We start from the raw sequence: 15,315 nt of genomic DNA on the forward strand, positions 1-15,315 counted from the left end.
ATCTTCTATAATAACTTTTAATATTAGTCCCATTCCAAGAACAACAACTACGACTATAAAAACTATTTGGGCTATATCAAGCGTTGTCATTTCTCTCCTTTTCTCTTAGTTGTCCACATGCTGCTGAGATATCAAGGCCTTTTGACTCTCTGATGGTGCAAGTTACCCCTTTACTTTGTAAAAAATCACGAAATGCTACCATATTTTGCTCTGTTGGACGAGTAAACTCACTTCCTTCATGCGGATTAAAGTAGATTAAATTAACTTTAGCCTTTATGCCGTGAAGTAATTTAACCAAAATTTTAGCATCTTTTAGACTATCGTTTAATCCATTTATCATTAAATACTCAAACATCACTCTTTTTCGCATATCTATAGGAAATTCTCTTACAGCATCCATTACTGAAGCGATATTATATGCTTTGTTTATTGGCATTAATCTTGTACGAAGCTCATCAGTAACAGCATGAAGTGATATGGCTAGAAGAACCCCCAAATTTAGATCTCCGAGCTTTTTTATCTGTGAACTAAGACCGCTTGTACTTATGGTTTGACGGCGTGGCGAAATGGCCAAACCATCATTATTGGTAAAAATTTTAACTGCTTTTGCAACATTTTCAAGGTTATTTAGTGGTTCACCCATTCCCATATAGACAATATTTACTCGTCTATGATGAGGGATATTATTCTCTTTTTTAAGATATAAAACCTGAGCAACTATCTCTCCAGCTGTAAGATTTCTAACAAATCCACCTTTTGCTGTAAGACAAAATGAACAGCCCATTTTACAACCAACTTGCGAACTAACACAGACTGTATATCGTGTATGGCGGGTGATTTCACCATTTTCATCAACTTCTTTATCTTTCATAGGAAGTAAGACAGTTTCAATTGTTTTACCATCTTTTAAAGCAAATAGATATTTTATGCTTCCATCTCTGCTCTCTTGAGATTTTACCTTTTTTAATGGATCAAAATAGAAATTTTCTCTCAATTTTAATCTTAGATCTTTTGGTAAATTTAACATCTCATCAAAAGAATTTACATCTTTTTTATAAATCCACTCATAAATTTGCTTAGCCCTAAAGCTTGGTGAAATTTTAGCTTCTAGCTCTTCTTTTGTTAAATCAAGTAAATTTATCATATAAGCCCTTTTGATTTGACATACTCTTCTAATCTTTTCTTAGCATCATTATGGTTTTTTATAAAATCAGCATGAGCGTTTTCATCACAGAAATTTGTAGCACACAAAATTCCATAACTTGGAATTTCAAATTTTTTTCCAACCTCTAAAATAGAATATAGCTCCATATTTTCCATAAAAAAACCAAAATCATAAAATTTATGAGCTAACTCTTTGTTAGTTGTTATAAAATTTGACGAATTTGTTAGTATTGTTTCACGTGAAACATTAGTTAAATTTTGCCCCTGCAGTGGGGAGTAAGAAAAGCCTAGAATTTTAGAAATTTCAAGATTTCTAGCTTCAAAACTCTCATAAATTTCTAAGATTTTTCCACTTTTATAAAGCCCAGCAGTACCAATAAAGACTAACTCCTTTGGCTTGTTAGTTAGTACTAGCTTAGTTAAATTTATAGCAGCATTTACTAATCCAATACCAATAGGAGTGGCAAAACTAAAGCTTTCACACTCTCCAGCACAGACGATCAATCTCTAACCTTTATACCATTTTCTTTAAGATATGCTTTAAGTTCTGGAATTTTAACTTCGCCAAAGTGAAAAATTGAAGCCGCTAAAGCTGCATCAATACCAGCTAGTAAAGCTTCTTTTACATCATCCATTGATCCAGCTCCACCACTTGCTATTGTAAAAAGCCCAGTTTCATCTTTCATAGCTTTAGTTATTTCTAAATCATAGCCATTTTTCATACCATCTCTATTAAGCGAAGTAGGTAGTAGTGCACCAGCACCTCTATCTTTCATCTCTTTTGCATGAAGTAGAGCGTCTTTTTCTGTATCAACCATACCACCATTTATTAAAACATGATAAATCTCGCCAACTTTTTTAACATCAATAGCTATTGTTATCTTATCGCTTCCAAAGCATTTTGCTGCTTCATCAATTAGATTTGGGTTCTTAACAGCAGCTGAGTTTATGCTAACCTTACTAACACCACCTTCTAAGAGTCTCTCAATATCGCTAAGTTCAGCAATACCGCCACCAACAGTTAGTGGAATTTTAATAGAATTTGCTACTTTTATAGCCATATCAAAAGTAGTTTTTCTACCTTCAGTTGTAGCTGAAATATCTAAAAAAGCAAGCTCGTCAGCTCCAGCTTCTTCGTATTTTATCGCAGTCTCAACAGGATCTCCAACATCGCGTAAATTTACGAAATTTATACCTTTTACAACTCTACCGCCGTTCATGTCTAAGCAAGGAATGATAAGTTTTTCCATATTTTCACCTTTTTAAAAATTTAAATAATTATATCTCAATTTTCCTTAACTTTTGTTAACCATTTTAGGGTATACTAACCCGATGATTAAGGCAAAAAAGCAGTTTGGACAAAATTTTTTAAAAGACCAGACAGTATTAAATAAAATCATCCAAGCGATTCCCAACAACCATAATTTTATCATAGAGATTGGGCCTGGCTTAGGTGATTTAACAGAAGAGTTGGTCAAAAACTTCACTGTTATAAGTTATGAGATTGATAGAGATCTTTACCAAATTTTAAGTAATAAATTTAGCAAGGAGTTGCAAAACGGCTCTTTAGAACTTGTCATGGGCGATGTTTTGGAGACTTTTAGTAGCGAAAAAAGCTATTTTTTAGTCTCAAATTTGCCATATTATATAGCGACAAAAGTTATATTAAATGCCCTAAAAGATGATAAATGCTTGGGTTTTGTCGTTATGGTTCAAAAAGAAGTTGGACTTAAATTTTCAGCTAGCAGTGGCGATAAAGAATTTAGTTCACTTGCTATTTTGGCGTGGTTAGAAGGAGAGTGTGAGTATCTTTTTGATGTAGCGCCAACTGCTTTTGAGCCCCCACCAAAGGTAATCTCAGGAGTTATAAGACTTAAAAAAAATAAAAAATTTCCTCTTTTAGATAGGGAGGAATTTGGCAGTTTTCTTAAGATTTGTTTTTCAAGTCCAAGAAAAACTCTTTTTAAAAATTTAACCACTAATTACTCTAAAGAGTTAGTTAGTGAGATTTATTTTGATCTAGATTTAAAGCCAAATTTAAGACCTCATCAAATTCATAACGCCTTATTTGTAAAAATATATGAAAATTTAAAGGCTAGAAATGGAAAACAATAATCAAAATGCAAATGTAGAAAATTCTACAAATGCTCCAAAAATAAATAAAAAACCAAATAGGTTTCAAAATAGAAGAAAAAATCTTCAAAAAGAGAGTGGAAAGGTAGAGCAAAAAAGCACAACGCACAATAGTCCTGCTTCTCAAACCAACTCTCAAAACCACCATAACCACCAAAATAGATCAAAAAATAAAAATAGAAAAAAAAGATCAAATGTTACAAAAACTCTAGGTGGTAGCGAGCAGTGGCAAAAAGATATCAAAGAGTCAATTCACGCAAATAAACTAATGCATGAAAAAAGGCTAAAACCTCTTAAATTTTTACCAGCTTCAAAGGGTAGAGTTAGGGTTACGCCACTGGGTGGACTTGGTGAAATAGGTGGTAATATTACTGTTTTTGAAACAGCAACAAGTGCGATTATCGTTGATGTTGGCATGAGTTTTCCTGATGAAAGCATGCTTGGAGTTGATATTTTAATTCCTGATTTTGACTATATAAGAAAGATAAAAGATAAAATTAAAGCTGTTATTATCACTCACGCTCACGAAGATCACATAGGTGCGATGCCATATTTTTACAAGGAATTTAACTATCCGATTTATGCAACTCCGCTCTGTCTTGGTATGATATCAAATAAATTTGATGAGCATGGGTTAAAAGCTAAAAGATCACTTTTTCGCCCAGTAGAAAAGCGTAAAATTTATCAAATAGCGGATTTTGAAGTTGAATTTATACATATAACTCACTCTATTATTGATGCTTCAGCTTTAGCTATCACAACTGATGCTGGAACGATAATCCATACAGGTGATTTTAAAATTGATCATACCCCAATAGATGGCTATCCAAGCGATCTTTGTAGACTTGCTTATTATGGCGATAAAGGGGTTTTACTTCTAATGAGCGATAGTACAAATTCTCACCGTGATGGCGTTACAAAAAGCGAAAAAACTGTAGGAAAAACCTTTGATATGATATTTGAAAAAGCTAAAGGTCGGGTCATAATGAGTACTTTTAGCTCAAATATCCATAGAGTTGCACAAGCCATTGAAAGAGGGATGAAATTTGGAAGAAAAGTCGCTGTTATCGGTAGAAGTATGGAAAGAAACCTTTTTACTGCTATGGAGTTAGGTTATGTGGAATTCCCAAGAGATATTTTTATAGATGCTGATGAGGTGTCAAAATACCCTGACAATCAAGTTTTAATCGTAACTACAGGAAGTCAGGGCGAAACGATGAGTGCACTTTATAGAATGGCAACTGATGAGCATAAATATATCAAAATAAAACCAGGCGATCAAGTTATCATCTCAGCTAAAGCAATACCTGGAAATGAAGCAAGTGTATCAACTATCTTAAACTATCTTATCAAAAGCGGTGCTGATGTGGCTTATCAAGATTTTAGCGAGATCCATGTATCAGGTCATGCTTCACAAGAAGAGCAAAAGTTAATGCTAAATTTAACAAAGCCAAAATTTTTCTTGCCAGTTCATGGCGAGTATAATCACATACACAAGCACGCTAAAACGGCTATTGACTGTGGTGTTGATGAAAGAAATATCTATTTAATGAGCGATGGCGATCAAGTAGAAATTACCCATAACTACATGAAAAGGGTAAAAACAGTAAAAACTGGCAAAGTTTATGTTGATAATCAAATCAACAAACAAATCGGTGATGATATCATTAAGCACCGTCAAAACCTAGCAGATGCTGGCGTTGTTATGATAATAGCACAAATTGGAGCAAATGATAAAAGTCTTCTAAAAACTAGGGTTGTTACTTATGGTTTGGTCGAATCAAAAGATCAAAAGGAATTTACTAAAGATATGGAAGCAGTTTTGATACAGTTTTTATCAAATTTAAAAGATGATATTTTAAAAGATCAAAGAGCTTTAGAGGTTCAGATAAGACAAGCAATTAGAAAGCATATCTTTAGAAAGCTAAAAAAATACCCAACAATCGTTCCAGTGATTTATCTGATGTAAAGGCTGTAAAATGAGTGAAATTTTAGAGGTTGCAAGAAAGGTTTTAGATCTTGAAGCAAGTGAGCTTTTAAGACATAAAGATCTTCTTGATGAAAAATTTAAAAAGGCCCTAAATTTGATATATAATTGTAAGGGTAAGCTGATAGTCACAGGCGTTGGAAAAAGTGGTCATATCGGGGCAAAAATGGCTGCAACTTTTGCAAGTACTGGAACGGCTAGCTTTTTTTTACACCCAACTGAAGCCTTGCATGGCGATCTTGGCATGGTAGAAGGCGATGATGTCATACTTGCTATAAGTTATAGTGGTGAAAGTGATGAGTTAATAAAAATAATGCCACATTTAAAAAGATTTGGTGTTAAAATCATAACTATGACAAGTAGCATTGATAGTTCACTTGCAAAATTTGGTGACACAAATATAGATCTTAATATAATTAAAGAAGCTTGTCCGATAGGAGCTGCTCCAACGGTATCAACAACTCTTACTTTAGCATTAGGTGATGCTTTAGCAGTGTGTCTTATGAAGATGCGAAATTTCACAGCTGAAAATTTTGCAAATTTTCATCCTGGCGGAAGTTTAGGCAGAAGGCTTTATACAAAAGTTAGTGATATTATGAGAGTTAAAGATCTACCAATTGTTAGTTATGATGTTAGTTTAAGAGTTGCTATAGATGCGATGACTCACGGCAAACTCGGAGCTGTTTTACTCACTGATAAAAATAAAAAGTTAGTGGCTATTTTAAGTGATGGGGATTTAAGAAGGGCTTTGATGGATAAGGAGTTTAATATAGAAAAACTAGCACTTGACTATGCAACTAAAACTCCAAAAGCTATCACAAATAAAGATATGTTAGCAAGCAAGGCATTAGAGATTATAGAAAAGTATAAAATTCAGCTTCTAGTTGTGGTTGATAACACTAACAAACCAGTCGGGATTTTACATATCCACGACCTTACAAATTTAGGAATTTAAGGTGAGAATCAATAAATTTATATCACACAATACAAGCTTTTCTAGGCGTGAAGCAGATGAGTTAGTAAAAAATGGCAAAGTTAGTATAAATGGACGAACTATAAAAGAATTTATAGAGATAAAAGATGGCGATAAAGTTCGTATAAATGGTCGTTTGGTTAAGCTAAAAACAGAATTTACAATGATAGTTTATAACAAACAAAAAGGCGAGTTAGTTACAAAAAAAGATGATAGGGGTAGAAAAACTATATATGACACGCTTCCAGATGGCTTTAAAAGTTTTGTAAGCATTGGAAGGCTTGATTTTGCAAGTGAAGGTCTACTTTTACTAACAGATGCCCCAGCCATTGCAACTGCTCTTATGACAAGCGATATAGAAAGAATGTATTATCTAAAAGTAAAAGGCGAAGTAACAGATGAGGTTATAACTGCGATGAGAGAGGGGCTTTTTGCAGCAGATGCTACAAAAGGGGCTCATGCTAAAACAGATATAAAATCTATGGAATTTAAGCCATTTTTAGCTTACTCAGTGCTTGGCTCAAGTGGGGGATATACAAAGCTTAAGGTAATTATAAACGAAGGCAAAAATCGTGAGCTTAGACGATTTTTTGGCTACTTTGACTTAGAAGTTGTAGATTTAAAACGAGTTAGCTTTGGACGGGTTGATTTAGGTATGTTAAAACCAGGAAAATGGAGATATTTGTCAAATTCAGAATATAATGACTTAAGAGATTTCATGAAACAAAATGAAATTCATTACTAAAATTTAGCAAGATATTTTGCATTAAAGTGTTTAGAAGAAACTCCTTTGAATGGCTAAATTTTGGAATATAGTTTAATTTAAATACAAAATATAGATAATTATAGATGATAAATACTAGTAATTTATAAGAGTTATTAGTAAAAGTTTATTTTAATATAATATTAAAAATTAAATACAAAAATATAAAATTAAGTAAAATATATTTTATCTTTTAAGTTTTTCTACAGGAACTGTGTGATAGAATAACCCAATTTTTATATAGCTATTATGCTATATAATATTTTTATGGAGGTTTGATTTGAGAAAAATAATTTTTCTAGGGCTTTATATTTTATTATCTATTCAGGTTAGTCAAGCAAAAAGTTTAGATGAGATTAAAAATAGTAAAACTATAAGGATAGGTGTATGGACAAATCAGCCACCATACAGTAATTTTGTTGATGGTAGGTTTGAAGGATTTGAAGTTGATATGGCAAAAACTATTGGAAAAAACATTACAGAAAATGGAAATGTAGAACTCGTTGGTATAACAAATGGTAGCCAAAGGATAGAATTTTTAGAACAAGATAAAGTTGATTTGGTTATAGCAAGTTTTACAGATACAAAAGAGAGAAGGGAGCGTGTAAATTTTTCTTTACCATATTTTTCTGTGGCTATGGGTGCAATTGTAAATAAAAATAGAGGCATAACAAAAGAAAGTGATCTTATAGGTAAAAGAATAGTTATTCAAAAAGGCACAACAATGGAGCAATATGTTCCAAGCTTAAGAAGCTCTGAGCTTATAAAAACTGATGGCTCTATTGATGCGTTTGCTATTTTAAGAGAAGATAAAGCAGATGCATATATAGATGATAACTTAGTTGTGATGGCTTATGCTATTATAGATAGAGAGTATATCACTCCATCTGGATTGAGAAATTTAGGCTTTAGTAGCTACTTAGGTGTTGGTATTGCTAAAGATAATAGCGAACTTTTAAAAGCAGTAAATCAAGAAATGATAAAACTTAGTAAGGAGGGCTTTTTTAGGAAAGTATTTAACGAGACATTTGTACCATTTTACAAGAACGAAGTTGAAGCAAAATATTTTTTGCTTGAAGATCTATATAGTATCTATGGATAGGAGATAAAATTATGAGATTATTAAAAAGAGCATTTGTTATTATGGTTTTAGGAGCTAGTATGTTGGTGGCAAAACCTACTATTTATATCTTAGCAACAGGTGGAACTATAGCTGGAAGTGGCGATAGTGCTTTAAGTGGAAGTTATACTTCAGGAACAGTTACAGTTGATAAGCTTATAGCTGCAGTTCCTGAGATAAATGAGATAGCAACTATTAAAGGTGAGCAAATAGCTCAAATTGGCTCTCAAGCTATGAATGATGAAGTTTGGTTAAAACTTGCTGATAGAGTAAATGCACTTTTAAACGATGGCGGTGTTGATGGTATAGTTATAACTCATGGAACCGATACAATGGAAGAGAGTGCTTATTTTTTAAATTTAGTAACAAAAAGCAAAAAACCAGTTGTTTTAGTAGGTGCGATGAGAAGTGGAACTTCAATGAGTGCTGATGGCCCACTAAATATCTATAATGCTGTAAATGTAGCTATGGATAAAGCAAGTGCTGGTAAGGGTGTTTTGGTTGTAATGAATGATAAAATTCACGCAGCTAGAGAGGTAACAAAAACAGCTACAACCGCAGTTGATACTTTTAAATCTCCAAATACAGGAAATATCGGAACTGTAAACTACGGTATAGTTAATTACTATTTGCAACCAACTAGAAAACACACAGTAAGTTCTGACTTTAGTGTTAAAGGTTTAAAAGAGTTACCAAGAGTTGATGTTATTTTTGGTCATACTAATCAAACAGCTGATTTTGTAGAAACTGCTATAGAAAAAGGAGCAAAAGGTATCGTTTTGGCAGGTGTTGGTAACGGTAACCCATATCCAAGCGTAGAAGAAGCTTTGATAAAAGCAGCAGCACAAGGTATTGTAGTTGTAAGAACTTCAAGAACAGGTTCAGGCTCAACTAGTGTTGGTGCTGAGGTAGATGATGCAAAATATGGCTTTGTAACAAGTGACAACTTAAACGCTGCAAAAGCTAGAGTTTTACTACAACTTGCTCTTACAAAAACAAACGAACCATCAAAAATTCAAAAGTTTTATAAAGAGTATTAAAATTTAAGGGGCAAAATCTTTGCCCCAACTTTAAAATTTCTAAAATAAACTAAATTTCTAAAACACCAAAACCCTAAGTGTGCTAACTATTTCATCGCTAATTATGCCATTTTTTTCTAGATTTTTTAGATATTTTATAAGTTCATCATCTGAAATCTCAAGTTCTGATATATTTAGATGCCACTTTGCATTTTCTAAAGCTTCATTAAATTCTCTACTTTCAACTCGCTTTTCTTCTAAAATTTTAGTTTTAAAAGCTATATTTTTAGCTTTTAAATGCTCCTTTAATAAAAACGCATCTGAAGTTTTACTTTTTTTACCAAGCTTAGTAAAAAGCGGTGATAAAACAGATGAATAACGACTAATTTCCCAGTTTAGATAGACTCTAAGTGAGGCTAAATTTATAAATTTATCAAACTCATCAGGTCTAACAGCAGGACTCATAGTTAGAAATGCTATGTCAAATTTCTTACTAGTTTGAAACTCATCAAAGCTAACACATTTTGTGCTAACATTTGTTAGACCTAAATTTTGACGCTTTGTTTCTAGTTTGTTAAGCATGCCTTCTGAGCTGTCAACGCCTAGAATTTCCTTACACTCTTTAGCTAAATGTAGCGTATAATTTCCAGTTCCACAGCCAACATCTATAATGCTTTTTTCTTTAAAATCAACGCCCCAGCTTTTGATAAGTTCTAAAAAATCAAGCTGAAATTTAGTAAGTTTGCCGCTATTTTTATCATAAGTTTTAGCTCTTTTATCCCAAGGATTAGCTACAATCATCACAAACTCCTTTTACAACTACGCTTTTTATATTTTTTATCTCAAAATCAGGCATATCAATTTCCTCTTTTTTATGACACTTATCACAGATAAAGTAAGCTTTAGCGTGATCTGCTAACTCATAGTATTTTTTACCAGAAATTTCAGTTACAATGACGATATTTTGACTTTCAAAAAGATCTAAATTTCTATATATGGTAGTTTTGTTTGCCCCTGTTAAATTTACAAGTTCATCATAGCTTGTTTGAGAATTTGAAAGAGCTTTTATCATCGTTTTTCTTAGACTTGTAGGCTTTATATCATGAGTTATTAGAAATTTTTCTATATCCATTAAGTCTCCTTTAAATTTTAGCTATAATACCAAAAATTTGGTTTATAAATTCTGAAAATTTTAAGTAGCAACTAAGTTGCATTTGGTAAAATATCGCAAATTTTATATCAAAAGGATTCTCATGAAGAAGATTTTATTTGCAGTAGCACTTTGTAGTGCTTTGTTTGGTAAGCCACTAGTTACTACAACTATTTTACCTACGCAGTATTTTGTTGAGCAAATCGCAGGCGATACTCTTGAAGTTGAGGCTTTGGTTGGCAAAGGCGCTGATCCGCACACTTACGAGCCTAAACCAAATCAAATGAAAAGTGTTGAAAAAAGTGAACTCCATTTCGCTGTTGGTATGGAATTTGATGAAATTTGGTTACCAAGACTTAAAAAGCAGTTTCCAAATTTAGAAATAGTTCAAACTCAAAAAGGAATAGAAAAAATAGCTATGGCTCCGCATAGCCATGCACATCATGATCACGACCATAATGACCATGATAGCATAGAAGCTATCAGCGATAATCATCACGACGAACATCACCACCACAATCACGAAGGTCACGACCATGCACATCACCACGATCATGATCACTCTGGACTTGATCCACATGTCTGGTTAGATCCAGTTTTAGTAAAAACTCAAGCTAAAAATATTCTTGATGCTTTAAAGGTAAAATATCCTGAAAATTCTAAAATTTATGATGAAAACTATGCTAAATTTATAAAAGTTTTAGATGAATTAGATAGTGATATCAAACAAAAACTTTCAAATTTAAAAACAAACAAATTTGTGGTTTATCATCCAAGTTGGGGATATTTTGCAAAAAGATACAATCTAGTTCAAATTTCTATTGAAATAGAAGGAAAAGAGCCAAAACCAGCTGATTTAAAAGAGTTAATCGATGAGATAAAAGAAGAGAGCATTAAAGTAGTTTTTGTAGTTCCACAGTTTTCTAAAAAATCAGCAAAAGTTATCGCTAGTGAAGCAAATGCTAATGTTGTTGAGATAGATCAACTTCCAAAAGAGTGGCTAGATGAGATGAAAAAAACGGTATCAGTTTTTGAGAAAGCATTAAAATGAGACCTCTTTTAATAGCCTTTTTGGTAATGCTGGGTGCAAAAACCCAGCTTCTATCTTGTGCTTTGTGTGCGATGATGACGCCAACAGCGCATATTTATATGGAGTTTGTGGCACAAAATAATACCCTTAAAAAGCTTAATATATCTTGGATATTTTCAGAAAATTTTACTAAACTAACACTTCAAAGCTATGATTATGATGTAAATGGCGTTTTAGATAGCGATGAAATTTCAGATATAGAATTTGCGATGGTTGATTATCTAAAAGATAGAAATTTTTTGATGAAATTTGAACACTATAAAATTCCAAATGGTAAAACTTATAGCATCGATGGCAATTTTACTAATCCTAAATTTTTAATAAAAAACTCCCGTTTAGTGTTTAAATTTGAGCAAAATTTAGATCTTGCTATAGAAGATGATCTGGTTTTAAAAACTGAGGCTTTTGATGAAGATGGATACTTTAACTTTACTTTTTTAAATAGTGGTGCAAAAGAGATAGATGATAAATTTCACGCTGTTTTTAACTCAAATTTAGGGGCAAATTTTACCACTTTTAGTAGTGGCAAGATGCCAGAATTTAAACAAAAAAGTCTAAAAGATCTATTAAAAAATAGCCAAATAGATAGCGTTGATAATTTAGGTTTTATAAGTAATAAAACAATTAGCTCACTTGAGAAGCTAAAAGAGCTTTTATCAAGTAAAGATATAAGCCTTAAAACGGCTCTTTTGATAATTTTTCTCTCGTTTATATATGGCTTTTTTCACGCTGCTGGACCAGGACATGCTAAGGTATTAACTACGAGTTATTTTTTAGCAAATGGTGGAAATGCTTATAAGGCCTTTAAATTCGCACTAAAGATCGGTTATTTTCACATAATAGGGGCATTTTTTGTTGTGATAATAAGCATGTTAGTAGCTGAGTTAGTTGCAAATATGGTTAGTTCTGAAACCATAGCTTTTACTACCAAAATTTCAGCCATTATGGTTATATGCGTTGCTATTTTTATGCTTATTTCAAAGATAAAGGCTTTAATGTTAAAATTTAAAGCAAAACCAAAATGGCAAGTATCAAATTCTTTAAAAATCTTAAACGCACCAACTTTAAAGAATACTCACGAACATAGCTGTTCTTGTTCGGTTTGTATGTCAAAAAAAGATAGAGGTTTAAGTGAGTGGGTTATAGCTTTAAGTGCTGCTATAATACCATGTCCAGGAACTATTTTGGTTTTTCTTTTAGCTTTTAGCGTTGGAAGCTATTTTATAAGCCTAATAAGTGCTATTTTTATGGGTCTTGGAATGGCTAGTGTGATATTTCTAGCAGCTATTTTTGGCGGAGCGGTTAATAAATTTAGCTCTAAAAAACTAGAGAATTTTAGGATATTTGTGGAGTTTTTTGGTATAGCTGTGATGATAATATTAGGAATTTTTATGTTTATAGTAAGTGATAGTTTGAGTGTTTTATGATAGAAATTAAAAATTTAAGTTACGGCTATGATCAAAGCCTTGTTTTAGATGGTATAAATTTAAGCTACGATGAGAAAGAATTTCTAGCTATAATAGGGCCAAATGGTGGCGGTAAAAGCACACTTTTAAAGCTAATGCTAGGAATTTTAACCCCTAAAAGTGGTGAAATTTTACTCTTTGGTAAAAGCCCAAAAGATGTTTGTAAATTTATTGGCTATGTTCCGCAGTTTATTCCGATAAATAAAGCATTTCCAATTAGCGTTTTAGAAGTTGTGATGATGGGTAGGATTGATAAAAAACGCTTTGGATTTTACTCTAAAAATGATAAAAAAGAGGCATTAAAAGCTCTTGAAATAGTAGGAATTTCTCATCTTGCAAATCGTCGTATAATTATGCTAAGTGGCGGTCAAAGGCAAAGAGCTTATATAGCAAGAGCTCTTTGCAGCGACGCTAAGGTGCTTTTTTTGGATGAGCCAACAGCAAGCATTGACACTCGTGGACAAATAGAAATTTATGAACTTTTAAGCCGTTTAAATAAAAGTGGAATTGGCATTGTTTTAGTAAGTCATGATATTAATATGGCTATTCATTACGCTACAAAAGTAGCTTATGTGGCAAGAAATTTAGTTATGCATGATATAGATACAAAAGATAACTTTTTAAAGCACCTAAAGCAAGAACATAGCCATTTTTGCGATGTAGAGCTTATATTAAAGGAGTGTTCATGCAAGAAATCTTAAGCTATACATTTATGCAAAATGCTCTTATTGGCGGACTTTTAGTAAGTGTGGCGTGTGGAGTTATAGGTTCACTTGTGGTGATAAACCGTATGACTTTTATAGCAGGTGGCATATCTCACTCAGCATATGGTGGCATCGGTATAGCTGCTTTTTTAGGATTTGCACCACTTTTTGGAGCTACTATTTTTACTATATTTGTTGCTTTTATCATTGCTTTTTTAACCCTTAAAGATAAAGAGAGATTTGACTCTGTAATAGGTGCTATGTGGGCTTTTGGAATGGCGTTAGGAATTATATTTATAGATATTACGCCTGGATATAAGGGCGATTTAATGGGTTATTTGTTTGGATCAATTCTTACTATTGATAATGGGGCTTTGAAATTTGTAACTATTGTAGATATTTTTGTGGTTATGCTTGTGGTGGTTTTTTATAGACAGTTTTGTGCAGTAAGCTTTGATAGTGAGTTTGCAAGGCTTAGAGGTGTAAATAGCACGCTCTTTTACTATATACTGGTTTTATTAACAGCACTTTGTGTATCATCAGCTATACAAGTTGTTGGGCTTATTTTAGTTATTGCTTTAATGACCATACCGCCATATATAGCTGAGATTTTTAGTAAAAATTTAGGCGTGATGATGATTTTATCTAGCGTGATTTCAGCAGTTTTTTGTATATTAGGTCTTATGATAAGCTATAAATTTAACCTAACAAGTGGTGCAAGCATCATAATGGTAGCAGCTGTTACATTTTTTATCATTATGGGCTTTAAAAACTTTAAATTTTCCTAGTGAATTTGCCTATAAATTTAGTAAAATTTAGCTCACTTATAAGTATAGAAATTATTATCAAAACAGCTCCAAATATCTGAGCTTTTGTAAGCAACTCTTGACCGATAAAATAACCAATGAATCCAGCACTAACAGGCTCTAGCGATAAGATAAGAGCAGTTTGAGTAGGACTTAAGTAAATTTGTGCCTTTGTTTGAACAAAAAAGGCGATGATAGTTGCAAAAATTACTGTAAATATTAAGATATAGATGAAGTTTAGGCTTAGCCAAATTTCAAATCCACCTAAAATTTTGTACGAGTTGGGTGTTGTTTTTGCAAAAAGTATTGCATAAATCAGCGTTAAAAAACTAACGGTGAAAAACTGTACAACAAGCAGAGCATAAATATTACAGTTTTTTACAAATTTGCCAGTATAAACTACATGAAAAGCATAAGCAAATGCCGATATTAAGGCCAAAGCTTCGCCTAATCCTAGTCCAAAGCCTTTTGTGTTGCTAAGTAAAAAAAGCCCGACAACAGCTAAAAATGCACTTAAAATAGCCTTTAGGCTTAGCTTAACTTTAAAGAAAAAACAGACCAAAAACGGCACTATTACGATATTTAACCCGATGATAAAAGCTACGGTTGAACTGTATGTGAATTTAAGAGCATAAATTTGAAATATAAAGTCAAGAAACATAAAAAAGCCTAAAATCACCCCAAAAATGAGCGAATTTTTGTCAAATTTAAGCCCAAATTTTAAACTTGCAAGATACATGAAAATGCCAGAAAATAAAAACCTAAAAAATAAAAAGCTTGGTACATTTATATAGTATAAAGCTTTTTGTATAGGCAAAAAAGTTGCTCCCCAGCCAATAGCGATAATAATTAGTGAAATTTTAGCTATTAGAGTTTTTGACATCTGCCTTCCTTTTGAAAGGGCTTATTATACCAAAATTTATATAAGCTAGAAATATTT

General features: G+C 32.5%; 16 protein-coding genes. 10 read left to right on the top strand and 6 right to left on the bottom strand.

What is annotated here, in order from left to right:
* Positions 1 to 76: 76 nt before the first annotated feature.
* Genes rlmN through hisF form a run of 3 tightly spaced genes read right to left on the bottom strand, consistent with a single transcriptional unit; the run spans position 77 to position 2,414 of the window.
* Positions 77 to 1,144, bottom strand: a complete 1,068-nt coding sequence (rlmN, locus tag CCORG_RS00080; RefSeq protein ID WP_025802227.1) for a dual-specificity RNA methyltransferase RlmN — start codon at positions 1,142 to 1,144, stop codon at positions 77 to 79.
* Positions 1,141 to 1,668: a purine-nucleoside phosphorylase gene (locus tag CCORG_RS00085; protein ID WP_025802229.1), complete on the bottom strand. Its 528-nt coding sequence runs from the start codon at positions 1,666 to 1,668 to the stop codon at positions 1,141 to 1,143. Before CCORG_RS00085 ends, rlmN begins: the two co-directional genes overlap by 4 nt.
* A complete protein-coding gene (gene hisF, locus CCORG_RS00090) occupies positions 1,665 to 2,414 on the bottom strand; it encodes an imidazole glycerol phosphate synthase subunit HisF (RefSeq protein WP_025802231.1) in 750 nt (249 codons plus the stop codon). Before hisF ends, CCORG_RS00085 begins: the two co-directional genes overlap by 4 nt.
* 82 nt (positions 2,415 to 2,496) lie before the next feature.
* On the opposite strand from hisF, the gene rsmA reads away from it, so the two are divergent.
* The 6 genes from rsmA (at position 2,497) to CCORG_RS00120 (ending at position 9,180) form a co-directional block, all read left to right on the top strand.
* Entirely contained in the window at positions 2,497 to 3,279 is a 783-nt protein-coding gene (rsmA, locus tag CCORG_RS00095; protein WP_025802232.1) for a 16S rRNA (adenine(1518)-N(6)/adenine(1519)-N(6))-dimethyltransferase RsmA, read from the top strand.
* On the top strand, positions 3,266 to 5,266 hold the full coding sequence (locus tag CCORG_RS00100; protein ID WP_025802234.1) for a ribonuclease J: 2,001 nt from the start codon (positions 3,266 to 3,268) through the stop codon (positions 5,264 to 5,266). Before rsmA ends, CCORG_RS00100 begins: the two co-directional genes overlap by 14 nt.
* Positions 5,267 to 5,276: 10 nt before the next feature.
* Positions 5,277 to 6,239, top strand: a complete 963-nt coding sequence (locus CCORG_RS00105; protein WP_025802236.1) for a KpsF/GutQ family sugar-phosphate isomerase — start codon at positions 5,277 to 5,279, stop codon at positions 6,237 to 6,239.
* 1 nt (position 6,240) lies between these two features.
* Positions 6,241 to 7,002 carry a pseudouridine synthase gene (locus CCORG_RS00110; RefSeq protein ID WP_025802239.1) on the top strand — a complete coding sequence of 254 codons (762 nt, stop codon included), beginning with the start codon at positions 6,241 to 6,243 and terminating at the stop codon, positions 7,000 to 7,002.
* Positions 7,003 to 7,300: 298 nt separating this feature from the next.
* Entirely contained in the window at positions 7,301 to 8,122 is an 822-nt protein-coding gene (locus CCORG_RS00115) for a transporter substrate-binding domain-containing protein (protein ID WP_025802241.1), read from the top strand.
* A gap of 11 nt (positions 8,123 to 8,133) precedes the next feature.
* Positions 8,134 to 9,180, top strand: coding sequence for a type II asparaginase (locus CCORG_RS00120; RefSeq protein ID WP_025802244.1), 1,047 nt, complete (start codon positions 8,134 to 8,136; stop codon positions 9,178 to 9,180).
* Between the two features lie 57 nt (positions 9,181 to 9,237).
* Here CCORG_RS00120 and CCORG_RS00125 read toward each other — a convergent pair whose 3' ends face one another.
* On the bottom strand, positions 9,238 to 9,960 hold the full coding sequence (locus CCORG_RS00125; RefSeq protein ID WP_025802246.1) for a class I SAM-dependent methyltransferase: 723 nt from the start codon (positions 9,958 to 9,960) through the stop codon (positions 9,238 to 9,240).
* Positions 9,947 to 10,291, bottom strand: a complete 345-nt coding sequence (locus CCORG_RS00130; RefSeq protein ID WP_025802248.1) for a Fur family transcriptional regulator — start codon at positions 10,289 to 10,291, stop codon at positions 9,947 to 9,949. Before CCORG_RS00130 ends, CCORG_RS00125 begins: the two co-directional genes overlap by 14 nt.
* Before the next feature lie 121 nt (positions 10,292 to 10,412).
* On the opposite strand from CCORG_RS00130, the gene CCORG_RS00135 reads away from it, so the two are divergent.
* Genes CCORG_RS00135 through CCORG_RS00150 form a run of 4 tightly spaced genes read left to right on the top strand, consistent with a single transcriptional unit; the run spans position 10,413 to position 14,357 of the window.
* Positions 10,413 to 11,360: a metal ABC transporter solute-binding protein, Zn/Mn family gene (locus CCORG_RS00135; protein ID WP_025802250.1), complete on the top strand. Its 948-nt coding sequence runs from the start codon at positions 10,413 to 10,415 to the stop codon at positions 11,358 to 11,360.
* Positions 11,357 to 12,826 carry a nickel/cobalt transporter gene (locus tag CCORG_RS00140; protein WP_025802252.1) on the top strand — a complete coding sequence of 490 codons (1,470 nt, stop codon included), beginning with the start codon at positions 11,357 to 11,359 and terminating at the stop codon, positions 12,824 to 12,826. The genes CCORG_RS00135 and CCORG_RS00140 overlap by 4 nt, the downstream gene beginning before the upstream one ends.
* Positions 12,823 to 13,566, top strand: a complete 744-nt coding sequence (locus tag CCORG_RS00145; RefSeq protein ID WP_025802254.1) for a metal ABC transporter ATP-binding protein — start codon at positions 12,823 to 12,825, stop codon at positions 13,564 to 13,566. The genes CCORG_RS00140 and CCORG_RS00145 overlap by 4 nt, the downstream gene beginning before the upstream one ends.
* On the top strand, positions 13,551 to 14,357 hold the full coding sequence (locus CCORG_RS00150) for a metal ABC transporter permease (RefSeq protein WP_025802256.1): 807 nt from the start codon (positions 13,551 to 13,553) through the stop codon (positions 14,355 to 14,357). Before CCORG_RS00145 ends, CCORG_RS00150 begins: the two co-directional genes overlap by 16 nt.
* Here the strand turns inward: CCORG_RS00150 and CCORG_RS00155 are convergent.
* Positions 14,344 to 15,258, bottom strand: a complete 915-nt coding sequence (locus CCORG_RS00155; protein ID WP_025802258.1) for a DMT family transporter — start codon at positions 15,256 to 15,258, stop codon at positions 14,344 to 14,346. The genes CCORG_RS00150 and CCORG_RS00155 overlap by 14 nt on opposite strands.
* Positions 15,259 to 15,315 lie beyond the last annotated feature (57 nt).

This window comes from Campylobacter corcagiensis, from assembly GCF_013201645.1.
Lineage (GTDB): Bacteria > Campylobacterota > Campylobacteria > Campylobacterales > Campylobacteraceae > Campylobacter_B > Campylobacter_B corcagiensis.

What these genes read in the sequence shown, in the direction of transcription:
- CCORG_RS00105 (WP_025802236.1), top strand. Translation starts at nt 5,277, where the DNA reads ATGAGTGAAATTTTAGAGGTTGCAAGAAAGGTTTTAGATCTTGAAGCA.
- CCORG_RS00130 (WP_025802248.1), bottom strand. Translation starts at nt 10,291, where the DNA reads ATGGATATAGAAAAATTTCTAATAACTCATGATATAAAGCCTACAAGT.
- CCORG_RS00140 (WP_025802252.1), top strand. Translation starts at nt 11,357, where the DNA reads ATGAGACCTCTTTTAATAGCCTTTTTGGTAATGCTGGGTGCAAAAACC.
- rlmN (WP_025802227.1), bottom strand. Translation starts at nt 1,144, where the DNA reads ATGATAAATTTACTTGATTTAACAAAAGAAGAGCTAGAAGCTAAAATT.
- CCORG_RS00155 (WP_025802258.1), bottom strand. Translation starts at nt 15,258, where the DNA reads ATGTCAAAAACTCTAATAGCTAAAATTTCACTAATTATTATCGCTATT.
- CCORG_RS00135 (WP_025802250.1), top strand. Translation starts at nt 10,413, where the DNA reads ATGAAGAAGATTTTATTTGCAGTAGCACTTTGTAGTGCTTTGTTTGGT.
- CCORG_RS00125 (WP_025802246.1), bottom strand. Translation starts at nt 9,960, where the DNA reads ATGATTGTAGCTAATCCTTGGGATAAAAGAGCTAAAACTTATGATAAA.
- rsmA (WP_025802232.1), top strand. Translation starts at nt 2,497, where the DNA reads ATGATTAAGGCAAAAAAGCAGTTTGGACAAAATTTTTTAAAAGACCAG.
- hisF (WP_025802231.1), bottom strand. Translation starts at nt 2,414, where the DNA reads ATGGAAAAACTTATCATTCCTTGCTTAGACATGAACGGCGGTAGAGTT.
- CCORG_RS00150 (WP_025802256.1), top strand. Translation starts at nt 13,551, where the DNA reads ATGCAAGAAATCTTAAGCTATACATTTATGCAAAATGCTCTTATTGGC.
- CCORG_RS00100 (WP_025802234.1), top strand. Translation starts at nt 3,266, where the DNA reads ATGGAAAACAATAATCAAAATGCAAATGTAGAAAATTCTACAAATGCT.
- CCORG_RS00145 (WP_025802254.1), top strand. Translation starts at nt 12,823, where the DNA reads ATGATAGAAATTAAAAATTTAAGTTACGGCTATGATCAAAGCCTTGTT.
- CCORG_RS00120 (WP_025802244.1), top strand. Translation starts at nt 8,134, where the DNA reads ATGAGATTATTAAAAAGAGCATTTGTTATTATGGTTTTAGGAGCTAGT.